This is a genomic window from Cytobacillus sp. FSL R7-0680, from assembly GCF_038009245.1.
Taxonomy (GTDB): domain Bacteria; phylum Bacillota; class Bacilli; order Bacillales; family Cytobacillaceae; genus Cytobacillus; species Cytobacillus kochii.
This window is the reverse complement of the sequence record NZ_JBBPAO010000001.1, coordinates 740,548-765,001: the sequence shown is the minus strand read 5'-3', so window position 1 is coordinate 765,001 and position 24,454 is coordinate 740,548. Positions and strand designations below refer to the sequence as shown.

The 24,454-nt window shown below is 38.3% G+C and carries 24 protein-coding genes and 1 other annotated feature; all 24 genes read right to left on the bottom strand.

Features of this window, described 5'->3' with window-relative positions:
* Positions 1-49: 49 nt before the first annotated feature.
* Entirely contained in the window at positions 50-682 is a 633-nt protein-coding gene (gene pyrE / locus MKY26_RS03975; RefSeq protein ID WP_341092164.1) for an orotate phosphoribosyltransferase, read from the bottom strand.
* Positions 679-1,395, bottom strand: coding sequence for an orotidine-5'-phosphate decarboxylase (pyrF, locus tag MKY26_RS03970; RefSeq protein WP_095369587.1), 717 nt, complete (start codon positions 1,393-1,395; stop codon positions 679-681). The genes pyrE and pyrF overlap by 4 nt, the downstream gene beginning before the upstream one ends.
* Positions 1,367-2,308: a dihydroorotate dehydrogenase gene (locus MKY26_RS03965; RefSeq protein ID WP_095369588.1), complete on the bottom strand. Its 942-nt coding sequence runs from the start codon at positions 2,306-2,308 to the stop codon at positions 1,367-1,369. Before MKY26_RS03965 ends, pyrF begins: the two co-directional genes overlap by 29 nt.
* Positions 2,305-3,084, bottom strand: a complete 780-nt coding sequence (locus tag MKY26_RS03960; protein WP_095369589.1) for a dihydroorotate dehydrogenase electron transfer subunit — start codon at positions 3,082-3,084, stop codon at positions 2,305-2,307. Before MKY26_RS03960 ends, MKY26_RS03965 begins: the two co-directional genes overlap by 4 nt.
* A complete protein-coding gene (gene carB / locus MKY26_RS03955) occupies positions 3,081-6,299 on the bottom strand; it encodes a carbamoyl-phosphate synthase large subunit (RefSeq protein WP_341092160.1) in 3,219 nt (1,072 codons plus the stop codon). Before carB ends, MKY26_RS03960 begins: the two co-directional genes overlap by 4 nt.
* Positions 6,296-7,384, bottom strand: coding sequence for a carbamoyl phosphate synthase small subunit (locus MKY26_RS03950; protein ID WP_095369591.1), 1,089 nt, complete (start codon positions 7,382-7,384; stop codon positions 6,296-6,298). Before MKY26_RS03950 ends, carB begins: the two co-directional genes overlap by 4 nt.
* Positions 7,381-8,667, bottom strand: coding sequence for a dihydroorotase (locus MKY26_RS03945; RefSeq protein WP_341092157.1), 1,287 nt, complete (start codon positions 8,665-8,667; stop codon positions 7,381-7,383). The genes MKY26_RS03950 and MKY26_RS03945 overlap by 4 nt, the downstream gene beginning before the upstream one ends.
* The gene (locus tag MKY26_RS03940; protein ID WP_341050699.1) at positions 8,630-9,565 is read right to left on the bottom strand and encodes an aspartate carbamoyltransferase catalytic subunit; all 936 of its coding nucleotides are present in this window, start codon (positions 9,563-9,565) and stop codon (positions 8,630-8,632) included. The genes MKY26_RS03945 and MKY26_RS03940 overlap by 38 nt, the downstream gene beginning before the upstream one ends.
* Positions 9,566-9,768: 203 nt before the next feature.
* Positions 9,769-11,046 (bottom strand): uracil-xanthine permease family protein, encoded by a 1,278-nt coding sequence (locus tag MKY26_RS03935; protein WP_095369594.1) that lies wholly within the window; start codon positions 11,044-11,046, stop codon positions 9,769-9,771.
* A 131-nt stretch (positions 11,047-11,177) separates the two neighbouring features.
* The gene (pyrR, locus tag MKY26_RS03930) at positions 11,178-11,720 is read right to left on the bottom strand and encodes a bifunctional pyr operon transcriptional regulator/uracil phosphoribosyltransferase PyrR (protein ID WP_095369595.1); all 543 of its coding nucleotides are present in this window, start codon (positions 11,718-11,720) and stop codon (positions 11,178-11,180) included.
* Positions 11,721-11,906: 186 nt separating this feature from the next.
* Positions 11,907-12,812, bottom strand: a complete 906-nt coding sequence (locus tag MKY26_RS03925; RefSeq protein ID WP_328199043.1) for an RluA family pseudouridine synthase — start codon at positions 12,810-12,812, stop codon at positions 11,907-11,909.
* A complete protein-coding gene (lspA, locus tag MKY26_RS03920; RefSeq protein ID WP_095369597.1) occupies positions 12,793-13,278 on the bottom strand; it encodes a signal peptidase II in 486 nt (161 codons plus the stop codon). The genes MKY26_RS03925 and lspA overlap by 20 nt, the downstream gene beginning before the upstream one ends.
* A gap of 88 nt (positions 13,279-13,366) precedes the next feature.
* The gene (locus tag MKY26_RS03915) at positions 13,367-13,660 is read right to left on the bottom strand and encodes a hypothetical protein (RefSeq protein WP_224938549.1); all 294 of its coding nucleotides are present in this window, start codon (positions 13,658-13,660) and stop codon (positions 13,367-13,369) included.
* 335 nt (positions 13,661-13,995) lie between these two features.
* On the bottom strand, positions 13,996-16,767 hold the full coding sequence (gene ileS, locus MKY26_RS03910) for an isoleucine--tRNA ligase (RefSeq protein WP_095369598.1): 2,772 nt from the start codon (positions 16,765-16,767) through the stop codon (positions 13,996-13,998).
* Positions 16,768-16,864: 97 nt separating this feature from the next.
* Positions 16,865-17,116 (bottom strand) — a binding site (T-box leader).
* 74 nt (positions 17,117-17,190) lie between these two features.
* The gene (locus MKY26_RS03905; protein WP_095369599.1) at positions 17,191-17,706 is read right to left on the bottom strand and encodes a DivIVA domain-containing protein; all 516 of its coding nucleotides are present in this window, start codon (positions 17,704-17,706) and stop codon (positions 17,191-17,193) included.
* A 144-nt stretch (positions 17,707-17,850) separates the two neighbouring features.
* The gene (locus MKY26_RS03900) at positions 17,851-18,627 is read right to left on the bottom strand and encodes a YlmH family RNA-binding protein (protein ID WP_341092155.1); all 777 of its coding nucleotides are present in this window, start codon (positions 18,625-18,627) and stop codon (positions 17,851-17,853) included.
* 177 nt (positions 18,628-18,804) lie between these two features.
* Complete coding sequence (locus MKY26_RS03895; protein ID WP_095369601.1) at positions 18,805-19,071, bottom strand: YggT family protein; 267 nt, start codon at positions 19,069-19,071, stop codon at positions 18,805-18,807.
* A 7-nt stretch (positions 19,072-19,078) separates the two neighbouring features.
* Entirely contained in the window at positions 19,079-19,570 is a 492-nt protein-coding gene (locus MKY26_RS03890; RefSeq protein WP_095369602.1) for a cell division protein SepF, read from the bottom strand.
* Between the two features lie 15 nt (positions 19,571-19,585).
* Positions 19,586-20,263 (bottom strand): YggS family pyridoxal phosphate-dependent enzyme, encoded by a 678-nt coding sequence (locus MKY26_RS03885; protein WP_095369603.1) that lies wholly within the window; start codon positions 20,261-20,263, stop codon positions 19,586-19,588.
* A gap of 4 nt (positions 20,264-20,267) precedes the next feature.
* A complete protein-coding gene (gene pgeF, locus MKY26_RS03880) occupies positions 20,268-21,086 on the bottom strand; it encodes a peptidoglycan editing factor PgeF (RefSeq protein WP_341092152.1) in 819 nt (272 codons plus the stop codon).
* A 59-nt stretch (positions 21,087-21,145) separates the two neighbouring features.
* Positions 21,146-21,424 (bottom strand): YlmC/YmxH family sporulation protein, encoded by a 279-nt coding sequence (locus MKY26_RS03875; RefSeq protein WP_341092150.1) that lies wholly within the window; start codon positions 21,422-21,424, stop codon positions 21,146-21,148.
* A 354-nt stretch (positions 21,425-21,778) separates the two neighbouring features.
* A complete protein-coding gene (gene sigG, locus MKY26_RS03870) occupies positions 21,779-22,558 on the bottom strand; it encodes an RNA polymerase sporulation sigma factor SigG (RefSeq protein ID WP_095369606.1) in 780 nt (259 codons plus the stop codon).
* A gap of 145 nt (positions 22,559-22,703) precedes the next feature.
* Entirely contained in the window at positions 22,704-23,423 is a 720-nt protein-coding gene (gene sigE / locus MKY26_RS03865; RefSeq protein WP_095369607.1) for an RNA polymerase sporulation sigma factor SigE, read from the bottom strand.
* 38 nt (positions 23,424-23,461) lie between these two features.
* The gene (gene spoIIGA, locus MKY26_RS03860) at positions 23,462-24,382 is read right to left on the bottom strand and encodes a sigma-E processing peptidase SpoIIGA (RefSeq protein ID WP_095369608.1); all 921 of its coding nucleotides are present in this window, start codon (positions 24,380-24,382) and stop codon (positions 23,462-23,464) included.
* Positions 24,383-24,454: the final 72 nt, after the last annotated feature.

Here is a 24,454-nt window from a genome sequence, read left to right as displayed (position 1 = left end):
ATAGGCTAAGCGAAAAGTTTGCTATTGCTAACTTTTCGCCGCCACTTATTTATGCAAATGCTTTCCCCCATGCTTGCGGGTCTTTTCTCCATTCAGTTAATACTGCAAAATCGGATGCCTCGATTGTCCCTTGATTCTTTGCAACTTCTTTTAATGATTCAAAATCGGAAAGTGTGTGAACGGAAACATTTGCTGCCTGAAGTAACTCTTCGCCTTTTGCTAATTGATAAGTAAAAATAGCGACAACCCCTAGAACTTCACACCCTGCCTCTCTTAGTGCTTCGACAGCGTTGATCACACTGCCACCTGTCGAAATTAAATCTTCGACGACGACAACTTTTTGCCCTTTCTCCGCTTTCCCTTCAATTTGTTTGCCTTTACCGTGAGCTTTCGCCTTTGACCGAACATAGCACATCGGTAAATTCATCCGATCACTTACCCATGCAGCATGTGGAATGCCTGCAGTCGCTGTCCCAGCAATCACCTCAACGTCTGCATAATGTTCCTCAATAAGTGCTTGGAGCCCTTGCGCAAGTTCATTTCTTACTTTAGGATAAGCTAATGTTAAACGATTATCACAGTAGATTGGTGATTTAAGACCAGATGACCACGTAAAAGGATCTTTAGGATTTAGTGCGACTGCTTTAATAGTTAATAAACTTTCTGCTATTTGTTTTTTCATACGGAAATACCCTCCCAAAGATTCTTGATTTGATAATAGGCAGCAAGGGAATTAGATGCTCTAGTAATGGATCGCCCTACGACGATTGCTGAAACACCTTCAGCTCTGGCAAAATCAGGTGTTGCCACTCTTTTTTGATCTTGCTTGTCGTCAGTCTCCATTCTTATTCCTGGTGTCACGGTCAAAAAATCAGCGCCCACCTTCTTGGCAATTTGTTTGGCTTCAAAAGGCGAACAAACCACACCATCTAAGCCTGCTTGCTTTGTTATTTGGCTATAATGCAACACAGATTCATTTAAAGAAACAGGGATTAACTGTTCACTATTCATTTGCTGCCTAGATGTGCTCGTTAATTGCGTAACAGCAATAAGCTTTGCCCGTTCCTTTCCTTGCACTTTCCCTTCCTCAAGTCCTTCAACAGCTGCCCGCATCATCTCTATACCACCAGCTGCATGGACATTCACGAGATCACAACCGAGACGAGCAAGTCCTTTCATGGCACTTTTGACTGTATTCGGAATATCATGCAGTTTCAAATCAAGGAAAACTTGGTGGCCTTCAGCTTTTAATCGTTCCACAATTTGTGGACCTTCTTGATAATATAACTCCATTCCAACCTTTAAGAATAATTGCTCATTTGTGAAAGGTTTGAGAAAATCTTCCACTTGTTGACGGTTAGCAAAATCAAGCGCGATGATGAGTGAGTTTTTCAACTGTTTTCCAGCTCCTTCCGGTACATTCAGAAATATGATCAAATCCTAAAGAATGAATAAGTTCTGGCAACTCTGCTATGATTTTTGGGCAGATAAATGGATCAACAAAGTTCATCGTTCCCACTGCGACGGCGCTCGCCCCGGCATAAAAATATTCAATCACATCTTCAGCTGATTCCACGCCCCCCATGCCGATGATTGGAATCGCTACTTGTTGGCTTACCTCATGAATCATGCGAATAGCAACTGGTTTAATGGCCGGCCCAGAAAGACCACCCGTTTTGTTGGCGATTACTGGTTTACCGGTCCTTATATCAATTCTCATACCAACAAGAGTATTGATCATCGTTAATCCGTCAGCACCACCTTGTTCAACAGCCTTTGCCATTTCAACGATATTTGTGACATTCGGCGAGAGTTTCACGTATACAGGAACAGCTGATACTTCCTTTACCTTCTTCGTTAATGATTGCGCAATTTCTGGCACGGTTCCAAAAGCAATACCACCTGTTTTCACATTGGGACATGAAATATTTAATTCAAGTGCATGGACATTCGGCGCTTGCGAAATTTCTTTTGCCACCTCGATATAATCTTCTTCCATTGAACCGGCGACATTAGCTATGATTGGTACATCAAACTGCGAAAGCCACGGTAATTCTTCCTCTACGACTTTCGTCAATCCTGGGTTTTGCAGGCCGATCGCATTCAGCATTCCGGCAGATGTTTCCGCTACCCTTGGTGTGGGATTACCGAATCTTGCATCTTTCGTTGTTGCCTTAATCATAATCGCACCGAGCTGACTTAAATCAAACAAGTCACTATATTCTCTACCGAAACCGAAGCAACCAGATGCCGGCATTATTGGGTTTTTCAACTCAAGCCCTGGTAAACTAATATTCAAAGCGCTCATATGACAACCTCCCCTGCCTTAAAGACTGGCCCATCGCTACAAACCTTTTTATAAGACACGCCTGTGGGATCTTCTGCTGTATGGCATACACAGGCAAAGCAAGCACCGATTCCACAACCCATTCTCTCTTCTAATGATAAAAATACTTTTTTATGTCTATATTCTTGTTCAAGTGCTCGGAGCATGGGCGTTGGCCCACAAGTATACAAAACATCGAACGTTATATTTTCATTCTTAATAATATCTGTGACAAATCCTGAATAAGCGTAACTACCATCAGCAGTCGCGATAAAAGTAGGACCTAATTGTTTAAACTCTTCTTCATAAAAAACAGCATTCTTTGTTTGATGCCCGAGGACATGAATAACTTTTACACCATTGGCAGTTAGTCTTTGCGAAAGTTCATATAGCGGGGGGACTCCAATACCGCCACCGACAAGCAATGCCGTATCAGAAGCGTCCGTCTCCTCTACAGGAAATCCGTGACCAAGCGGACCTAATACATCAAGAAGGTCGCCTTGTTGTAACGTTGCTAACAAGCGTGTACCTTTTCCTTCTGCACGATAGATCATCGTGAAAGTCTGTTCGTCTTGATTGATATTTGCAATCGAGATGGGCCTTCTTAGAAGCGGTGAAAGACCACTATTCACTTTCAAATGAACAAATTGTCCTGGCTCTTTCATTTCATGAACAAGCTCACCTTTTACGGTGAGCTCATAAATATTTGTTGCGATTTCTGTTTGATCAATCACTTGACATAATTCTTGTTTGATCATAAGAAAACCGCCTCCTGTACTGCTTTTTCTTCTAAATTATTCATTGCATCAGCAGAGAAAGTCATCGATTCAATTACTTGGAGAATGGCATCTGCTGTATCTAAGGATGTTAAACATGGGACCCCATTTTCAACCGATTCTCTACGAATTCTAAAACCATCTCTTGCTGGCTGCTTCCCTTTTGTTAAGGTGTTTATAACAATTTGCGCTTGACCGTTTCGGATGACATCAAGTAAATTTGGTTCATCTGTGCCAATTTTATTCGTAATATCAACCGGTATACCCGCACTTTGAAGATATTCTGCCGTTCCACTGGTTGCCATCAATCTATAACCGATAGAGGCAAAGCGTTTTGCTAGACTCAAAGCTTCTTCCTTATCTTTATCTGCTACAGTCATTAAAACCGTGCCATATGGATAAATTTTCATACCTGAAGCAACTAATCCTTTATATAATGCTTTCTCAAGCGTTTGATCTTTGCCCATCACTTCACCAGTTGATTTCATTTCTGGTCCAAGCGTAATGTCAACTCTCCTCAGTTTCGCGAAAGAAAATACCGGTACTTTAACGTATACGCCGGCTTTCTCCGGCACTAAACCATTTTCATACCCTTGACTTTGTAATGTTTCTCCTAAAATAACCTTTGTTGCAATTTTTGCCATTGGTACATTTGTAATTTTACTTAAGAAAGGTACCGTTCTACTTGAGCGAGGGTTCACTTCTAGCACATAGACTTCACCTTTTGAGATGACATATTGGATATTTAACAATCCGATAATGCCAAGCCCTTTTGCCAATCTCTCGGTATAATCAACCAGCTTCGCCTGAATGCTTTGGCTAACATTTTGCGGAGGATAGACAGCAATTGAATCACCTGAGTGTACGCCAGCTCGTTCGATATGTTCCATAATCCCAGGAATCACTACCGTTTCTCCATCACTAATCGCATCCACTTCGATTTCTTTACCAGTTAAGTAACGATCGATTAATACCGGATGTTCAGGATTTACTTTTACAGCATTCTTCATGTACAGCAGGAGTTCTTCTTCTTTGTAGACGATTTCCATCGCGCGACCACCTAGTACATAAGATGGTCTGACTAGAACTGGATAGCCGATATCAGTCGCGATCTCCACTGCTTCTTCAACCGATAATGCTGTTTTTCCTTCTGGCATCGGAATGTCTAATTTGTGCAATGCATGTTCAAACTTGTCGCGGTCTTCTGCACGATCAAGATTTTCAAGTGAGGTTCCTAAGATTTTCACTCCTCGTTCAACAAGTCCTGCCGCTAAATTGATCGCCGTTTGGCCACCGAACTGAACGACAACCCCTTCAGGACGTTCAAGGTCGATGATATGCATGACGTCTTCTATTGTTAAAGGTTCGAAGTAGAGCTTATCCGAAATACTGAAGTCAGTTGACACGGTTTCTGGATTGTTGTTAATGATGATCGCTTCATATCCTGCCTCTTTAATTGCCCAAACGGCGTGGACAGTGGAATAATCGAATTCTACCCCTTGACCAATTCTAATCGGACCAGACCCTAATACGAGCACGCTTTTTCTATCTGTTACAACAGATTCGTTCTCATCTTCATATGCTCCGTAATAATAAGGTGTTTCCGACTCAAATTCAGCTGCACAAGTATCGACCATTTTATAAACTGGTGTAATGCCCGCATTTTTTCTCTTTTCATAGACTTCTCTTTCTTCCATTGACCATATTTGTGCAATTGTTGTATCAGCAAACCCTAGTTTTTTTGCTGCCTGCAAGATTTCTAGATCACCAATATTCGCCGCTAATTGATCTTCCAGCTTAACAATTTTATTGAATTTGTATAAGAAAAACAAATCAATTTGGCTCCATTCATGAATGGTTTCAATGGTGACACCGCGCCTTAATGCTTCTCCGATATAGAATAATCGTTCGTCGCCTGCTTTACGAATCCGCTTTTGTAAAAGGGCATCATCTATTTCGTCTCCATTTTGTAATGCGAGATGATGAACATTTGCTTCTAGTGATCGGACAGCTTTTAAAATCGATTCTTCAAAGTTTCGACCAATCGCCATGACTTCCCCAGTTGCTTTCATTTGTGTCCCTAATGAACGGTTAGCCGATTCAAATTTATCAAAGGGCCAGCGAGGAATTTTGGTAACGACATAGTCCAATGCTGGTTCAAAGCTGGCATAAGTTTTCCCTGTTACCGGGTTCATCATTTCATCCAAAGTTAATCCGACAGCGATTTTCGCTGCCAACTTCGCGATCGGGTAGCCAGTTGCTTTAGAGGCTAAGGCAGAAGAACGGCTAACCCTCGGGTTTACTTCAATAATGTAGTAATGGAAACTGTAAGGGTCAAGGGCTAATTGTACGTTACAGCCCCCTTCAATGCCGAGTGCTCTAATAATTTTGAGCGAAGCGTTTCTTAACATTTGATATTCACGATCACTTAACGTTTGGCTCGGCGCGACGACAATGCTGTCACCAGTATGGACGCCTACAGGATCAATGTTCTCCATGTTACAAACAACGATGGCATTATCATTTGAATCTCTCATAACCTCGTATTCTATTTCTTTAAAACCAGCAATACTTTTCTCTAACAAACATTGCGTCACCGGGCTGTTTTTCAAACCGCTTATAACAATTTCATTTAGTTCTTCTTCGTCGTGGCAAATACCTCCACCTGTTCCACCTAGTGTGAAAGCAGGTCTGACGATGACTGGGTAACCAACAATTTCAACAAATTGTTTGGCCTCTTCTAGCGTGTGAATAATTTCACTATCTGGTACTGGTTCACCGAGCTCATTCATTAATGTACGGAATAAGTCGCGATCTTCTGCTTGTTCAATAGCCGAAAGTTTCGTACCTAATATCTCGACATTACATTCTTCTAATACGCCTGATTTGGCCAATTCAACCGCCAAGTTTAAACCAGTCTGACCACCTAATGTTGGCACGAGCGCATCTGGACGTTCTTTCCTAATAATTTTACTCACAAACTCAAGTGTTAAAGGTTCGATATAGACTGCATCAGCAATCTCTGTATCTGTCATGATCGTTGCTGGATTCGAATTAACGAGAATGACTCGATATCCTTCTTCTTTTAGAGCGATACAAGCTTGTGTACCCGCGTAGTCAAATTCTGCTGCTTGCCCAATGACAATCGGTCCTGATCCAATTACAAGTATGCTTTTTATGTCTGTACGCTTTGTCATTGATAAACACCTTCCTGTCTGTTCATTTCTATTAGTGTTAAAAACTGTTCAAAAAGTCCGTTGGCATCTTCAGGTCCGGGTGAAGCTTCTGGATGATACTGTACAGTGAAAGCAGGGTGCACTTTATGCTTTAACCCTTCAACCGTGCCATCATTTAAAGCAATATGTGTTATTTCAAGGTCTGTCTGTGTAATCGATGCTTCATCTACAGAGTAGCCGTGGTTTTGTGAAGTGATCGCAATCTTACCTGTAGCCAATTCCTTTACAGGATGGTTCGATCCACGATGACCAAATTTCATCTTTTCCGTATTGGCCCCGCAAGCGAGCGCAAAGATTTGATGTCCAAGACAAATGCCGAACAGTGGAACTTTCCCAAGAATCTCTCTAACCATCTCAATTGCTTGTGGCACATCTTTTGGATCCCCAGGGCCATTTGATAACATGATGCCATCAGGACTTAAATTTAAGATTTCTTGTGCAGTCGTGTTGTATGGAACAACAATGACGTCACAATCTCTTTTATTCAATTCTCTTAAAATCCCGTGTTTCATACCAAAATCAACTAATACTACTCTTCTGCCACGCCCTGGTGATGGGTAAGGCGTTTTTGTTGATACTTGTTTTACTTGATCGACTCGCAGTTTGGTTGCTTTCATTTTTTCTAATATCTCGGCAACATTTTCTTCCATGCTACAAATCGTCCCTTTTAAAGTTCCTGCTTTACGGATGATTCTTGTTAATTTTCTCGTATCAATCCCAGCGATGCCTGGAATGTCTTTCATAGAAAAGTACTCAGCAAGCGATTGTTGATGACGAAAATTTGAGGGATATTCCGCTGCTTCTTTCACAATGAAGCCACTGATAGCTGGATGAATGGATTCAAAGTCATCACGGTTAATACCATAATTACCTATTAACGGGTAAGTTAAAGTAACGATTTGTCCACAATATGAAGGGTCAGATAACACTTCTTGGTATCCTGTCATGCCTGTATTAAACACGACTTCACCCATCGTTTGTTTACCACTACCAAAGCCTTCACCAATAAATACTGTGCCATCTTCTAAAATTAATTGTCTTTTCACGCTGTTACACTCCCCTTTTTAAAGACTACCTTTCCAGCAACAATTGTCGTTGTTGGCCAACCTTTACACTTCCAACCAGCAAACGGTGTATTTTTACCTTTTGATAAGAAGGTATCAGGATCAATTGCTTCTTCCTTTTCTAAATCAAGCAATACAATATCCGCCCTGCTTCCTTTTTGTAATAGTCCTCTATTTAAAGAGAAAGATTCAGCTGGTTTTCTTGTTAAGAAATCGATGAGTTGCTTTAGTGTGAAAATACCTTTCTTAACAAAGTTCGTATAAAGAAGTGGAAAAGCTGTCTCCAATCCTACAATACCGAATGGTGATAATGTCATCCCTTCAGCCTTCTCTTCTGCTGCATGCGGGGCATGGTCAGTTGCGATAAAATCGATTGTACCATCTAGTAGACCCTCTAACAGCGCTTCTTGATCGTCTTTGCCTCTAAGTGGAGGATTCATCTTATAGTTTGTATCAAGACCAGGGATATCTTCTTCTGATAATAATAAGTGGTGTGGTGTCACTTCTGCCGTTACTTTAATACCTGCCCTTTTGGCATCTCTTACCACCCGAACCGATTCTTTTGTGCTAATATGACAAACATGATAATGGCAATTTGCTGCCTCTGCTAATAGCACGTCTCTTGCAATATGCACAGATTCACATACTGAAGGGATACCATTTATACCTTGTGCTTTTGAAAACTTCCCTTCATGAACAGCTCCTTTATGAATTAGTGTATTTTCCTCGCAATGAGCGACAATTGCCATATCTACTTCAGCTGCTTTCTTCATGGCTGAATACATCATATCAGCTGACTGTACGCCAACCCCGTCATCAGTAAAAGCGAAGGCCCCTGCTTCTTTAAGTGCTGCAAAATCTGTTAGTTCGACTCCAGCTTCTCTTATAGTGATAGATGCATATGGTAATACTTCTACTACGCCTGTTTCAGTGATTCTTTTATGTAGTGTCTCCATTTGTTCCTTACTATCTGGTACAGGTCTTGTATTAGGCATTGCAGCAATTGTAGTAAATCCGCCTCGTGCCGCTGCCTGTGTACCAGTTGCAATTGTTTCTTTATGTTCACCACCCGGTTCGCGCAAATGGACATGAAGGTCGACAAATCCTGCTGTTACAAGTTGACCTGTTGCATCAATGACCTCATGATCATTTACTACGATGGATTCACCGATTTCTTCAATCTTCCCATCATTAATTAACACATCCTGTTGAAGTAAGTCCCCTTCATTAGTAAGCAATTGACCATTTTTGATGATGATTCCCATTACGCTCTCCCCTTTCAAATTGTTCAATTATTCTTTTTAATACCGCCATTCTAATAAATACACCATTTTGCATTTGTTTGAAAATTCTTGACCGTCCACACTCAACTAGACTGTCTGCAATCTCTACGCCGCGGTTAACTGGTGCAGGGTGCATAATAATGCTGCCCTTTTTCATCATTTTCTCCCGTTCAAGTGTTAACCCAAATGCTTTATGGTATTTTTCAGCGTCCCATCTACCACCTTCATGACGTTCATGCTGTACCCTAAGCAGCATGATAACATCAGCTTCTTTGACCGCTTTATCGATAGACACATATTGTCCATGTTGTGCCATGTCTTGATCGAACCATATTTCTGGTCCTGAGAAAATTACGTTCGCACCTAACCGATTTAAGCTCTCTGCATTTGACCTGGCAACACGGCTATGACGTAAGTCACCAACGATGGCTACCTTTAACCCTTTAAAGCTAGCGAATTCTTGTTTGATCGTTAGTAAGTCAAGCAAAGACTGTGTTGGATGATGGCCACATCCATCGCCTGCATTAATAATCGCACTATTGGTTTTCCCAATCAGTTGATCAAAATAACAATTCTCATTATGCCTGATGACAGCTAGTTGAACACCAATTGCTTCAAGCGTCTTTACTGTGTCATAGAGCGTTTCACCCTTTGACACACTAGAAGTACTCACTTCAAATGGAATAATATCTAAGCCCAATCTTCTTTCAGCTACTTCAAAGCTACACTTTGTTCTTGTACTGTTTTCAAAAAAGAGATTAGCGATAAAAACTTTGTTTTTAGGTTTCCACATTTTACCGTTAATAAAATGCTCTGCATCGGCTAAAATCCCTTGAATTTCGTCTATTGTTAGATCAGTTGTAGTGAGACAATGTTCCATAAAAGACAGCCTCCTTTTTTTATTGAAACGTAAAGCTTGATCAACCTTGACTTCTTTGCTTTGCTATTAAAAAACACCTTGACAAAAACAAGTCAAGGTGTCGAATAAACATGAGTGTACAAAGGTGGGATTTTTCTTCCCACTTTGAACTGAGCTCTTCAACACCCTTATGAACCTCTCTGGATTCCTTTTAAAAGGCGTAATTAGTTTTCAAACATATTTTCATCTACATCCGGTTTACCCGGTAAGACTAAGTTGAGTATAACCCCAGCAATTGCAGCAATCGCCATTCCCTCTAAGTTGAATACCCAAAGTTGTAAATGCGCGCCGCCAATTCCTAATACTAGGATAACAGAGGCGATAGCTAAGTTACGGTTATTACCAAAGTCCACTTTATTATCTACAAGCATCCTTAACCCTGAAGAAGCTATGATACCGAATAGAAGGATTGAAACACCGCCCATAACAGGTGTCGGTATTGAACTTATTAAAGCTGTTACTTTTCCGACAAAACCGAAGACGATGGCAATCACTGCTGCGCCTGCAATTACATAAACACTGTAAATTTTGGTGATCGCAAGTACACCGATATTTTCTCCATACGTTGTTTTCGGTGGCCCACCAATAAGAGCTGATAACATGGTTCCCATCCCATCACCTAAGATTGAGCGATGTAAGCCTGGGTCTTTAATATAGTCTTTGCCAACGACTTTTCCGAGTACAAGTTGATGACCGATATGTTCAGAAAGAGTGACAACAGCTACTGGAATCATCAATAGAGCAAGATCAAGAGTAATTCTGACATCATAATCCATTACAGGAAAGATAAATTCAGGCATTTCAAACCATGCAGCTTTTGCAACAACCGAGAAGTCAACAATACCAATCATGAGTGAATATACATAACCGATAATTATACCAGCAAGAATCGGAATCATTCCAAACATACCTTTTCCATATACTGAGATAACTACTGTAGCAGCAAGTGTAATTAAAGCTGCCGAGAAGTGAAGCATGCTATATTCTCCTGTTACGGGGTTGTTCATGGCCATGTCTATTGCTGTTCCTGATAACGCAAGTCCAATAACGATAATAACAGGTCCTGTAACAATTGGTGGTAATAATTTTAAAATCCAACGATAACCTGCTTGCTTAATAATAAGAGCGACAATCCCATAAACGAGACCTGCCATAAAGCTCCCTATCATAGCAGCACCAGGTCCACCTTCGAGCTGTGCCGTCTGTATAGGGATAATAAATGCGAACGACGAACCTAGATAAGCAGGTACTTTCCATTTTGTAATCATTAGGAAAGCAAGTGTGCCGATACCACTTGAGATTAGTGCAATGGCCGGACTTAATCCTACTAAGTATGGTACTAAGATGGTTGCACCAAACATGGCGAATAAATGCTGTAAACTGAGAGTGAGCCAATGTACTGGCGTTGGTTTATCATGTATGTCTAATACTGGTTTATTCATGGTGGTATTTCTCCCCTTTAATATAAAACCCTCTTTGCCTGCGGACAAAGAGGGTTGGTAAGCATAGACAGGAGCAGTCTATTACTTCCCCCTTTGTCAGCCTCTCTGGACTGCATTTAAAAAGGGCTCATTTATTTTTCAAAAATACTAACTTGATCTGTTTGATCAATTTCATTTAGTTCGACAACTATTTTTTCTGAACTTGAAGTTGGAATATTTTTCCCCACATAATCGGCTCTAATCGGTAATTCTCTATGACCACGATCGACAAGCACACCCAATTGAATAGCTGAAGGTCTACCTATATCAATTAAAGCATCTAATGCTGCTCTTACCGTTCTTCCAGTATAAAGGACGTCATCAATGACAATCACTTTCTTATCGTTAATATCAATCGGGATATTTGAACCCTTAACAAGTGGTTCTTGATTAGCTGTCTTCTTTGATAAGTCATCTCTATATAGCGTAATGTCAATTTCACCAACCGAAACCTTGGCACCTTCAATTTCTTCTATTCGTTTTGCTAAGCGATTAGCAATATAAATTCCTCTTGTCTTAATTCCAATAAGCACACAATCCTCTATGCCCTTATTCTTTTCAATCATTTCATGAGCTATTCTTGTCAGTGCTCTTCTTATCGCTTGTTCGTCCAGTACAATGGCTTTTTGTGACATCTTTTTCACCTCATTTTATACTAAAAAACCCTCTCACCTAAGGATGAGAGGGTAAACGATTGTACTTTATTTGAACATACAACAACCGTATGTTCATACCGTTTCCTTCCCAGCCTCACGGGACTGTTCTTAAAGGACTTATTTAACTGAATTCATCTTATAACACTTCAACTTATGTGTCAACAATTATTTTTCCAACATAGCAATTAGCTGTTTAAAATCAGCTGGCAATGGTGCCGTAAATTCAAGGTACTCATCTGTTCTTGGATGATTAAATCCTAACACACCTGCATGAAGCACTTGTCCTCCGAATTCAAGCGTTTTTCGCGGTCCATATTTCGGATCGCCAGCTAATGGAAAGCCAATATATTTCATGTGAACACGGATTTGATGCGTTCTTCCCGTTTCGAGCTGACATTCTATCAAAGTAAAATCTTTAAAACGATCGATAACATTAAAATGCGTTACAGCATGTTTGCCACCATCCACAACCGTCATACTTTGACGATCTTTCGTATCTCTGCCAATTGGCGCATCAATTGTGCCATGATCATGATTGACAACGCCGTGAACAATCGCTTTGTATTTTCTCGTCACCGTCTTATTAACTAGTTGCTCTACTAACTTCTCATGGGCAAGATCATTTTTAGCAACCATCAGAAGGCCGGAAGTGTCCTTATCAATGCGATGGACAATACCTGGTCTCATAACCCCATTTATACCTGATAAGTCTTTACAATGTGCCAATAATCCGTTTACCAATGTACCTGTTCCATGTCCAACCGCAGGGTGTACAACCATTCCCCTCGGTTTATTGACAACTAAAACATCACTATCTTCATAGTAAATATCCAAATCCATATCCTCAGCAACTACATCTAATGGCTCTGGATCAGGAATAATAATATCAAGATGGTCTTCATTTACTACTTTATAATTTGTTTTCACTTTATTACCATTGACAAGCACATGTCCTGCTTTTATCCATTCTTGCACTTGTGTTCTTGACCATTCTGCATTCAGATTAGCCAGCACCTTATCAATTCGATCACCCGCTTGATTATCGGTGACATTATGTTCCACTTTGCTCATTTGCTTTCTCCTTTTTCACTTCTCTTTCCTCTCGTATCATCTGTATTAATAACAACACGACACCTACACATAGAGAGGAGTCCGCAACATTAAATATCGGGAAGTTATATCCGAACGGGAAAGTATGAATAAAATCAACCACTTCTTTTCGCCAAAGACGATCAATAAAGTTTCCAATTGCACCACCTAATATAAGTGCTAATGAGAGCTGAAGAAGCCATTTTCCCTTCGCATGTGTTTGCATATAATAAATGATTCCGATGATGACAATAACAGTAATCAAATAAAAGAACCACATTTGACCTTCTAATATTCCCCAGGCTGCACCTGTGTTCCGATGGGAAGTAATATACAGAAAATCTTCAATGACAGTAATACTTTCACCAAGCGTAAAATTCTTGACAATTAACCATTTAGTCCATTGATCAAAAGCAATAATCAATAAAGCGATTATGTAGAAAAACACAAAGGCAACCTCCAATATTCATTTGTATACCTTTGCATTTTAGCATAAACCCATAAAAAACGGTAGCTTTGCTCTTTAAGCGATCGTTTTAATCATATAGGGCTTTACGATAGAACCTTTTAAGAGACTGACAATCGTCCATTGTTTTCAGCGTAGGGATTAATGTTAATAAATCCTCTGGCAAAAACTCACCAGAAATTTCACATGTGCCGAATTGGCCATTTTCATACTTCTCAATTGCCTTTTCAACATCATATAGTTCATCTAATATCATTTCATTTATAAAGGGGTGAAGATTACTTTGCATTAACCTCTCAAGTAACTCTTGTCTCGTATTACGAAGCTCTTCAATTAGTGGAATAACATGTGGTTGATTGTTCAAAAAAATCCCCCTTCATCCTACAAGATTGTTCATAAAGTTATTATGAGCAACTGGCTAATTTTGAACGCCTCTAAAGATTTTACAAGCTGAACAAGTTTTGCAGGTTGAGGAAAATTTTATTAGTTTTTACTCATTATCATGAAGGATTAAAATGGAAAGTGTGAAAAGCCGAGACATTATAAAAACCATGCACTAACGTACTTGCTTTATGGTAAAAATCATTTTTAGCTTTACTTCATTTTCTATCTTCATTAATCCTTTTTATATAATTAGAAAAAGACCCGAACGGTTAGTCCGGGCCAAAAATATGGTAGTACTTTTTAACCTACTGCCACTTAGCTCAAATGGCTATAGTTTTCTTTTACGACAGTAGCACAACGTGGGCAAAGTGTTGAAAATTCATCTACTTCCCCTACTTCTGGTGTGACAGTCCAACAACGTTCACATGTTTCGCCTTCAGCTTTGGAAACTAGGATTGCTACATTGTCAAATTTATGTGCTTCATTTGGTGCTTGTTCTAAGCTGCCTGCCACTTCAAATGCAGAAACGATAAAGAGTTGTGGTAGGCTTTCTGAAATAGAATCAAGTAATGAATTGGTTTCGTTATCGACATACAACGTTACTTTTGCTGTCAATGATTTACCGATTACTTTTTCATTTCGTGCTTCTTCTAGAGCTTTTAGGACATGATTTCTTAATTTCATGAATGCTGTCCATTTTGCCGTTAATTCTTCCGCATTGGCAAAAGTTTCTACTGACGGCATATCAGTCAATTGAACACTCATCTCTTCCACATTTGGAATGTGACGCCAAACTTCATCAGCTGTATGAGAAAGAATCGGTGATACAAGCTTAGTAAGGGCAACTAAGCTATCATAAAGCACTGTTTGAATCGCACGACGATCATGTTGATCTTGCGCTTCAATGTACAATACATCTTTCGCAAAGTCTAAATAGAACGAACTTAAGTCTAATGTGCAGAAATTATTCACAGCATGGTAAATACCTGCAAATTCATAGTTCTCATATGATTGAAGCGATGTTTCGATTAGTTTATTTAACTTCACTAACATAAACTGATCGACTTCACGTAAATCATCATAAGAAACTCGATGTACTGCTGGATCAAAATCAGCTAAGTTTCCTAATAAGAAGCGGAAAGTGTTTCTAATTTTACGGTAAACTTCTGCTACTTGTTTTAAGATTGGATCAGATACTCTTACATCTGCTTGGTAATCAACTGATGCAACCCAAAGTCTTAAAATATCTGCACCTAATTGGTTCATCACTTTTGAAGGTACAATGACATTACCAATTGATTTACTCATTTTTCTACCTTCACCATCTAAAACAAAGCCGTGACTTAAGATGCCTTTATATGGCGCTTTACCAGTTACAGCGACACCTGTTGATAATGATGAGTTAAACCAACCTCTATATTGATCAGATCCTTCTAGATAAAGGTCTGCTGGTCTTTGTAAATCTTCACGTTCTAGCAATACAGCTTGATGCGAAGAACCGGAATCAAACCACACATCCATAATATCAGTTTCTTTTGTAAATACTCCATTTGGGCTACCTGGATGAGTAAATCCTTCAGGCAATAATTCCTTTGCCTCTTTTTCAAACCACACATTAGAACCGTGCTCTCTAAATAGGTTGGATACATGATTAATGGTTTCGTCTGTAATAATCTCTTCTCCATTTTCTGCATAGAATACAGGAATTGGCACACCCCATGCGCGCTGTCTAGAAATACACCAATCGCCACGATCACGAACCATATTATAAAGCCTTGTTTCGCCCCATGCTGGTGTAAATGTTGTATCATTAATTGCTTGCAATAATTCCTGTCTAAAATCTTTAATTGACGCAAACCATTGAGCCGTTGCACGGAAAATAACTGGTTTTTTTGTGCGCCAATCATGCGGATAAGAATGCTTGATAAAAGAAAGCTTCAATAACGCGCCAACTTCTTCTAATTTTTCAGTGATTGGTTTATTCGCCTTATCATAGAAAAGACCTTCAAAGCCAGGCGCTTCTTCTGTCATTACCCCTTTATCATCTACTGGACATAATACATCTAAACCATATTTAGATCCGATGTAAAAGTCGTCTTCACCATGTCCTGGAGCCGTATGAACACAACCAGTACCAGCGTCTGTAGTTACATGGTCACCTAGCATAACAAGTGAATCACGGCCATATAATGGATGTTCAGCAGTCACATATTCTAAGTCACTACCTTGAATGGTTTGAACGACCTTAGGATTTTCCCAGCCAATCTCTTCTGATACAGCCGCTAGCAGGTCTTCAGCTACTAAATATTTTTCGTTATCCACTTCAACGACAACATATTTTAGTTTCGGGTGGACAGAAATACCTAAGTTAGCTGGCATTGTCCAAGGAGTAGTTGTCCAAATAACAATACGTACGTCATCAGTTAAAACATCTTTGCCATCTTTCACTTTAAATCCTACATAAATGGAAGCGGATTGCTTATCTTTATATTCAATCTCAGCTTCAGCTAATGCAGACTCAGATGATGGTGACCAGTATACAGGTTTCTTCCCTTTATAGATATAACCTTTCTTCGCCATCTCACCAAAAACTTTGATTTGTTGGGCCTCATAGGCAGGTTTTAATGTAATATAGGGATTTTCCCAATCTCCCCGAACACCTAATCGCATGAATTGTTCACGTTGATTTTCGATTTGACCGTACGCATATTCTTCACAAAGCTTACGGAATTCTGCTACCGTCATTTCTTTACGTTTTACACCTTTATTCGTTAACGCTTGTTCAATGGGTAATCCATGCGTATCCCAACCAGGTACATATGGTGCATGGTAACCACTCATTGACTTATAGCGGTTAATGAAGTCTTTTAAAATTTTATTTAACGCATGTCCGATATGAAGATCGCCATTCGCATAAGGAGGACCGTCATGCAGGACAAACAACGGTTGATTTTTCGTGCGCTCAAGCACTTTTGCATAAATATCTTGTTCATTCCATTCTGTTTGCATTTCAGGTTCTCTTTTTGGCAGATTTCCTCTCATTGGGAAATCTGTTTTAGGCATTAATAAAGTATCTTTGTAATCCATAGCTCATTTCCTCCTCAACATACTACATAACATTATGACCAAAGTAGCGTTCATACATAAGGTACTCGGAAAAAACACAAAAAACCCCTCATCCCAAAAAAGGGACGAGAGGTTATATATTCCCGCGGTACCACCCTTGTAGATAGAGAAATTTCCTATCCGCTCAAAAATCAATTCGTAACGTGAACGTCTACGCCTTACTCTAACTTTTTAGCTCAAGTAAGGAACTCAAGGGTGATGTTCAAATTCTTCTCCTTAATATCAGGCTTTCACCTTCCCTGAATCGCTGAAGTGGAAATCCACTCTTTTAAGTAAGATAGAATGCTACTATCCCTGTCATCGTTTTATCATGTTTTTTCTAGATTATATGCGATAGGATACAACTTCGTCAAGTCGTCGTACATCTTATAAGATAAAAGTATCTTATACTCTAGACTCTTCTTCTTTTGTAGACTTTAATTCTGTTGTATCTAGCTCATATTCCATTAAGTGGTCCCAGTCATCATTCTGAAGCATATCTAATTGGGCTTCAATTAACATTTTAAAACGATTTCTAAATACTTTCGATTGCTTTTTCAAATCTTCTATATCTAGCGCAATCTTCCTTGCTTTAGATAATGATTCATTCACAATCCTATCGGCGTTTTTCTCCGCTTCCCGAATAATTAACTTTGCCTCTTTCTGTGCGTTTCGCTTCACTTCTTCGCCAGCTTCTTGTGCAACAACAATCGACTTATTTAACGTCTCTTCAATCGTATTAAAATGTCCGACTCTTTCATTTAAGTCGTTTAAACGCTCTTCTAATTCCTTCTTCTCACGAATAATGATTTCATAGTCTTTAATCACTTGATCTAAAAACTCATTTACTTCATCTTCATCATATCCACGAAAACCTTTGCTGAACTCTTTGTTATGAATATCTAATGGTGTTAATGGCATAAGGCCACCTCCTAGATCAGTTGGTCAAATTATGTACATTTGTTAACATGTAATTCGACAGTTTCTTGCAGATTCCTGCATAAAATTCGATACACTTTCAATTTTATATCGGTAAAACACTATAATCATTATAGCTAAAAAAGATTATTTTTGTATACCGACAACTACTTTCCATTTTTCTTTCTTCGTTTTTCCCTCTATCGCAATAACCATACAGCGCCCATAGCCTCTTACTGAAATTGTATCACTCTCACGGCAATCGAATGCTACATTTTCTTTCATTGCCCAATTTACTTTTACTTTTTTTGCAGAAATGAGTTGTTGCGCCTTTTGTCTAGAAAAATTATAAATCGATGCAATAAGCGTATCAAGTCTTAAGGATGACATTGTAAAAACTTTTTCTTGCCACTGCTCTTTTGCATCGATAACAGATGAAAATGGCTTTTCTTCAAGTTGAACAGAAGCTTTCCCAACAGATTCTAATTGCATAGAAATATAAGAGGATACTTCCTTAGAGACAATTACTTGTATCGTATGACCTTCAAACAAAATATCTCCAAATTTACTTCTTTTCAATCCGAGTGACATCAGGCTTCCAAGTACTTGGGGATGCTCGATTAATACGAATTTATGCGGATAATTTACTTGGTATAACTCTAAGCGAAAATCGTCCATTTCCGGTATAAAATAATCAGGAAAAATAAGCGCGCGTTTTCTTTCAGCGTTTCTATGTCCACCGTCAAATTGGACGCGCACATCACTTTGAGAACCAATGATGGTGTGTAAAATATCTTGTTCCCTTGGATCGAGAAAATCTGTAAGCTTAGGCGCATACGTTTGTTCAACCGTTTGTCGCCAACTTAACACTTGATCAATAAACTCTCTCTCTTCCATACGAAAATGTTGATATATATTTGACATTAGCTTACTCCTTTAAAACTGGTTAGGCAAGAAAAGCCTAATTTCTCGCTTACCCCTATGTTTACAATTGTATAATAGTATAACATTTATTTTTTTATTTGTTTTACAACTGTCTTAGAATCCGATGATTTGTTATTGATAAAAACAAAATACGAGCTAAGCATTAGCTCGTATTTTTTACATCATCCAAAAAAATATTTGTCTTATTCCGGATGTAGCTAAATTTAATACTAATATTGCTACAATCGGCGAAATATCTAACATCCCACCAATTGGCGGAATGACACGTCTAAATGGTTCAAGAAATGGTTCACAAATTTTTGTTAACATTTGCCCAATACTAGATTCTCTTGCATTCGGAAACCATGACATGAGTATGTATATAATCAATGCCCATGAATAAATCTCCACGGCTGTTATAATAATCGAAAATAAAGTTGCCATATTTAATTTACCACCTCGAGTTTTCTTCTTCATGTTCCTGAATCATTTGTGAAATATTCCCAGATACTTCAACGTTTTCAGGTGTACATAAAAAGATGTCCATTCCAATTTTTTGTATATCTCCACCAATGGCATACACAGTTCCACTTAAAAAATCAACAATGCGCTTTGCCTGGCTTTTATCAATTCTTTGGAGATTAACCACAACTGCTTTTCTATTCTTCAATTGATCAGCAATTTCTTGAGCTTCAGCATAGACCCGTGGCTCCACAAGGACAACTTTTGATGATTTTTGCTGACCGCCTTGTCCTTGGACGGATTGTAAACTTACGACATTTTGTTTTGTTGCAGCGTGCTGCCTTTGAGAAGTCCGCACAGAGGTTGTTTCTTGCTCTTCTTTACGATCCCTACTATTAGCGTAATCATCTTCTCTTGTCTCATAGTTGTCTTCTTCGTCATCTAAAAAGAAATATGATTTAAACTTTGATTTTATACTCACCTGCACCTAGCCTCCTTACTTTTCTTTTCCAACTAAAGCCGTTCCTATACGGACCATTGTTGCCCCTTCTTCAATAGCAATTTGATAATCATTGGACATCCCCATTGATAATTCTTTACACGGTGCATGAGATAATTGAAGGGATAATACTTCTTTCTGAATCAACTTCAAATTTCGAAAACAATTTCTTAATACTGTCTCATCACTTGTAAATGGTGCCATTGTCATAAGACCAACTACTTCTATTTGTTTAAAATCTGACAGTGATTTAACAAAAGGAATGATTTCTTCTTTGGATAACCCTTGCTTCGAATCTTCTCCAGACACATTAACTTGTACAAAGCATTTAATTGGTTTATTCGCTCGCTTTTCAATCTCTTTTGCAAGAGATATGCGATCTAATGAATGGATATAATCCACTTTATTGATGATATTTTTTACTTTTCTAGATTGTAAGCTTCCGATATAATGCCAAACAGCCCCATTTTTAATGACAGCTTGTTTTTCTAATAGGCCTTCATCGCGATTTTCCCCAAGGTTATTAACCCCCGCTGCAATTGCCTCCTGCGCTCTTTCTGTTGATACATATTTTGTCACAGCGATAATTTTCACTTCATCACTAGAACGATTAACTTTCTCACAAACAGCTTGTATATTTTCCTGTATATTCTCTAGGTTTGTTTGTACATTCAAGATGCTATTCCTCCTCACGCAAACCAATAAAGCTCATCAATCTACCCGTTTTTCCGTCATCTCTTCGGTGTGAAAAAAACAAGGATTCATGACAGCTTGTACAATATTCAGTAGTATGAATATTATCTCGTAAAACACCATATTTCTGCAATATGAGCTGATTACATCGTTTTAAATCTAATTGATATTGACCTTTAGCTATTTCATTATATACACTAGGAGCTATTTCTCCTAGGCAATCGTTCACTTTGTTAATTACATAATTATCTACAATATAACAAGAACGACATATACCCGGGCCTATAACAACTTCGACCTCTTGTGGATGAATTCCTTTTTCACGGAAGGCATCAATCGCATTTTTAGCGATTTCAAAGACCGTCCCTTTCCACCCTGCATGAGCAACAGCCATATGCTGACTCTTTGGATGAAAGAAATATAGGGGAATACAGTCTGCGTAACACATGGTTAATAATAAATCTTTTTCATCTGTAAACAAGGCGTCTGTAGCAGCAAATGCTGTATCATACTCTTTTGCGCCCTTACCTCTATCTTTAGTTTGAACATATTCAATATGAACACCATGAGTTTGTTCTGCTCCCACCCAATTCTCTAACGGAAATTGTAATTCTTGTGCTAATGCTATTCGATTTTGAATAACATGCACTTGTTGGTCACCTACATGAAAGCCAAAGTTTTGCGATGTGTAAGCTTTGTCACTATACCCATCATTTTTAGTTGTAAACCCACAGGTAAGTCCATATTTTTCAAACCAATGTTTTATAATCAAATATTTTTCATTCGTTAATTGAAATGGCTCCATACACTTTCCCCATTTTTTTCTTTAGTTTACCATATTGCGATTCAGGTTTACAGCTATAACTATCGATTGCTATATTCTTCTTTTGGTTCATTTAATTGATATTGATGAGGAAAACGGACAAGGATCACGTCCTCCCCAATCTTTAAAATATCGCCCCATTCAATCACAATATCCTCCAGCTTATTAAAAAAAGGAAGCATTTTGTTTTGTTGACTAATGAAAATACAGTCTATTTTCCCAGTTGCTACATCGATTTCAATATCACTAATAAATCCTAACTTCTTACCATCTGCAACATTAATAACATCTTTCATTTGAAAGCTTGAGATCCTCATCATTTTAAACGCCTCCTTTTAATACAATATATGTTGAGAAAGATTAAAAATACCGAGTTCATATTTGGTGTGATTTGAGACTAAGTGGATCTCAAGATGTTTACTTATAATATTTGTCAAGCAAGCATTTATTGTAGGTGTATCCTACTTTTTTGCGTAATAGTTCTTCTGCTTTTGTCCGTTTATATAAAACAAATATTTGTATCCAGTTTTACCTATTTGTGTGTATTTTCTATGAGATTTCTTACATTTCCTCTTATGCTATGCAAGCTCTAACAGAAGGATCTTTTTTGGATTAGCACTCACATCTATATAAAAAAAGAGCTTAACACATTTGTGTCAAACTCTCCTGGCATATTAGCTTTGAATATTTTTATTCATTTGTTTAATAGCTGCTTTTTCTAAGCGTGAGACCTGAGCCTGAGAAATACCAATTTCTTCAGCAACTTCCATTTGTGTTTTTCCTTGAAAAAACCTTTTGCGTAATATCATTTTTTCTCGATCATTCAGGCGTCTCATGCCTTCTTTTAGTGCAAGTTCTTCCACCCATTGAATATCCTTATTCTTTTCATCACTGAGTTGATCCATTACAAAGATTGGGTCGCCGCCGTCATTATAAATAGGCTCAAAAAGTGATACAGGATCTTGTATTGCATCAAGGGCGAAAACAATTTCTTCATGCGGAATATCCAACTCTTTCGCAATCTCTTCAGCTGTTGGTTCTTTTGAAGTTTTACTCATTAGGCGTTCTCTTACCTGCAAGGCTTTATAGGCGATATCACGTAAGGAACGAGATACCCTTATTGGATTATTATCGCGTAAATATCTACGGATTTCTCCAATAATCATAGGAACAGCATAAGTGGAGAATTTTACATTTTGGCTTAAATCAAAATTATCAATAGATTTCATAAGACCGATACAGCCAACTTGAAATAAGTCATCAACAAATTCACCCCTATTATTAAACCGTTGAATGACACTTAAAACGAGTCGGAGGTTCCCATTTACTAGGCTCTCCCTTGCTGATGTATCTCCATTATGCATTTGCTTGAAGAGTGCTCTCATTTCTTCGTTCTTTAGTACTGGAAGCTTTGATGTATCTACTCCGCAAATTTCTACTTTATTTCGAGTCAATCCCATTCCCTCCTCACAGGAGCTGCTGTACAAAAATCAGTATCTCCGCGAGAAGGAAAAATATGCACAAGAAAAATGCGCATAAATTGCAAAAAAAAGAAATATCCTTTATTTAACAGATATTTCAACGACGAAAAAAATTTTTTTACACCATTTTATTGAATTCTTTTTTCAAACGTTTAATGATTCTTTTTTCTAATCTTGAAATATAGGATTGAGAAATCCCAAGCATATCAGCAACATCTTTTTGTGTTTTTTCCTCATCCTCACCAAGTCCAAAACGCAATTCCATGATCTGTTTTTCTCTATCAGATAATTGATGAAGTGCTTTGATTAAGAGCTTTTTATCGACATTTGCTTCTAAATCCTTAGTGATTATATCTTCCTCTGTGCCAAGAACATCTGATAATAATAATTCATTCCCATCCCAATCAATATTAAGTGGTTCATCAAACGAAACTTCCGAGCGAATTTTGTTATTTCTACGTAAATACATTAATATCTCATTTTCAATACATCGTGAGGCATATGTAGCCAGTTTGATTTTTTTCTCCGGATTAAAAGTATTAACTGCCTTTATTAAGCCAATTGTTCCTATACTAATGAGATCTTCAATATTAATGCCTGTATTCTCAAACTTGCGGGCAATATACACTACTAAACGCAAATTCCGTTCAATTAAAATTGACCTTGCTGCTTGGTCTCCTTTAGGAAGCTTGTTTAACAATATTGCTTCTTCTTCTTTACTAAGTGGCGGGGGAAGAGCTTCGCTACCACCTATATAATATATTTCATCTGTCTTTAAACCTAATTTCATTAAAAGCTTATACCAATAATATGATAAGCGAAATTTAAGTTTACGCACTCTTTCTCCTCCCTATAATGGTTTATTTCTCATGCACTTTAACTAACCTTCTTTGCACCTGTTAACATTTTTGGATGTACAATACATTGAAAGCGATTCTCTGGGGACAATTTTTGCATAGTAAATGAAATTAACCCTTTATCCACTGCAATGACTTCATTATCTTTAACCAAAGTAATCTTCTCTGGTTTGAGGGCAAGTCGCATTTGATTATCGTTACCGACCACCTTTGCAGGGATCACTCGGACAACTGACATCCAATCGTTCGGGATTTCCCACCTGCCTTCTATCGCACCATCTGGATCTTTTGCCATTGTTGTAATCGCTTCTGGAAAAGACTCTTTATGCTGGTCAATCGAAACAATCATCACAGGTACTCTTGTTAATGGATCGTAAAGCTGATTACCACTATCTATTAGACCTTGGAACTCATAGGTTTCGCCTTTTAGTTGAATTTGCACATTTACATTCGACTCATAATTGATCTTGGTCATTTCAATAGAATCATAATTTTTCTTTGAAAAATGCCAGGCAATAGGGAAACCTAATAATACGAATAGCCAGCTAATAGGGTCACCAAAGCCCTTTACGGATGCAAGCATCACGGTTGATGTTAGATCTAAATCAAATTGAATAAAATAATGAACAGCAATTAAACTACCACCAATTAAAAAGGTTACTGCATAAAATGTACTTAACGCTTTAATAAAAAAAGTTAATCTTCTAAAACCAAATACAATAAAAACCATGAAAATAGAAAATAACCACTTACCTATTGGATGACTGGAGTATGCATGAATCGGTGTAATGGATAATAAGATTATTATTGAGCCTACCAAACCTCCTGTGGCTATTCTCCATAATTTAACTTCGATTTTCAGAAGAATAGACGTTAAATATAGGAGAAGACTATCAAACAACAAATTTAATGCCCAAATAATATCTAAATAAATGGCCAATCTGCCTTCTTCCCCCCTAAAACTAACAATGTATATTCTTATGGGTGGCTGTCTTATTGATGTGCTAAAAAA

What these genes read in the sequence shown, in the direction of transcription:
- pyrE (WP_341092164.1), bottom strand. Translation starts at nt 682, where the DNA reads ATGAAAAAACAAATAGCAGAAAGTTTATTAACTATTAAAGCAGTCGCA.
- MKY26_RS03965 (WP_095369588.1), bottom strand. Translation starts at nt 2,308, where the DNA reads ATGAGCGCTTTGAATATTAGTTTACCAGGGCTTGAGTTGAAAAACCCA.
- MKY26_RS03960 (WP_095369589.1), bottom strand. Translation starts at nt 3,084, where the DNA reads ATGATCAAACAAGAATTATGTCAAGTGATTGATCAAACAGAAATCGCA.
- carB (WP_341092160.1), bottom strand. Translation starts at nt 6,299, where the DNA reads ATGACAAAGCGTACAGACATAAAAAGCATACTTGTAATTGGATCAGGA.
- MKY26_RS03945 (WP_341092157.1), bottom strand. Translation starts at nt 8,667, where the DNA reads ATGGGAATCATCATCAAAAATGGTCAATTGCTTACTAATGAAGGGGAC.
- MKY26_RS03940 (WP_341050699.1), bottom strand. Translation starts at nt 9,565, where the DNA reads ATGGAACATTGTCTCACTACAACTGATCTAACAATAGACGAAATTCAA.
- MKY26_RS03935 (WP_095369594.1), bottom strand. Translation starts at nt 11,046, where the DNA reads ATGAATAAACCAGTATTAGACATACATGATAAACCAACGCCAGTACAT.
- pyrR (WP_095369595.1), bottom strand. Translation starts at nt 11,720, where the DNA reads ATGTCACAAAAAGCCATTGTACTGGACGAACAAGCGATAAGAAGAGCA.
- MKY26_RS03925 (WP_328199043.1), bottom strand. Translation starts at nt 12,812, where the DNA reads ATGAGCAAAGTGGAACATAATGTCACCGATAATCAAGCGGGTGATCGA.
- ileS (WP_095369598.1), bottom strand. Translation starts at nt 16,767, where the DNA reads ATGGATTACAAAGATACTTTATTAATGCCTAAAACAGATTTCCCAATG.
- MKY26_RS03905 (WP_095369599.1), bottom strand. Translation starts at nt 17,706, where the DNA reads ATGCCATTAACACCATTAGATATTCATAACAAAGAGTTCAGCAAAGGT.
- MKY26_RS03900 (WP_341092155.1), bottom strand. Translation starts at nt 18,627, where the DNA reads ATGTCAAATATATATCAACATTTTCGTATGGAAGAGAGAGAGTTTATT.
- MKY26_RS03895 (WP_095369601.1), bottom strand. Translation starts at nt 19,071, where the DNA reads ATGGCAACTTTATTTTCGATTATTATAACAGCCGTGGAGATTTATTCA.
- pgeF (WP_341092152.1), bottom strand. Translation starts at nt 21,086, where the DNA reads ATGGAGCCATTTCAATTAACGAATGAAAAATATTTGATTATAAAACAT.
- MKY26_RS03875 (WP_341092150.1), bottom strand. Translation starts at nt 21,424, where the DNA reads ATGATGAGGATCTCAAGCTTTCAAATGAAAGATGTTATTAATGTTGCA.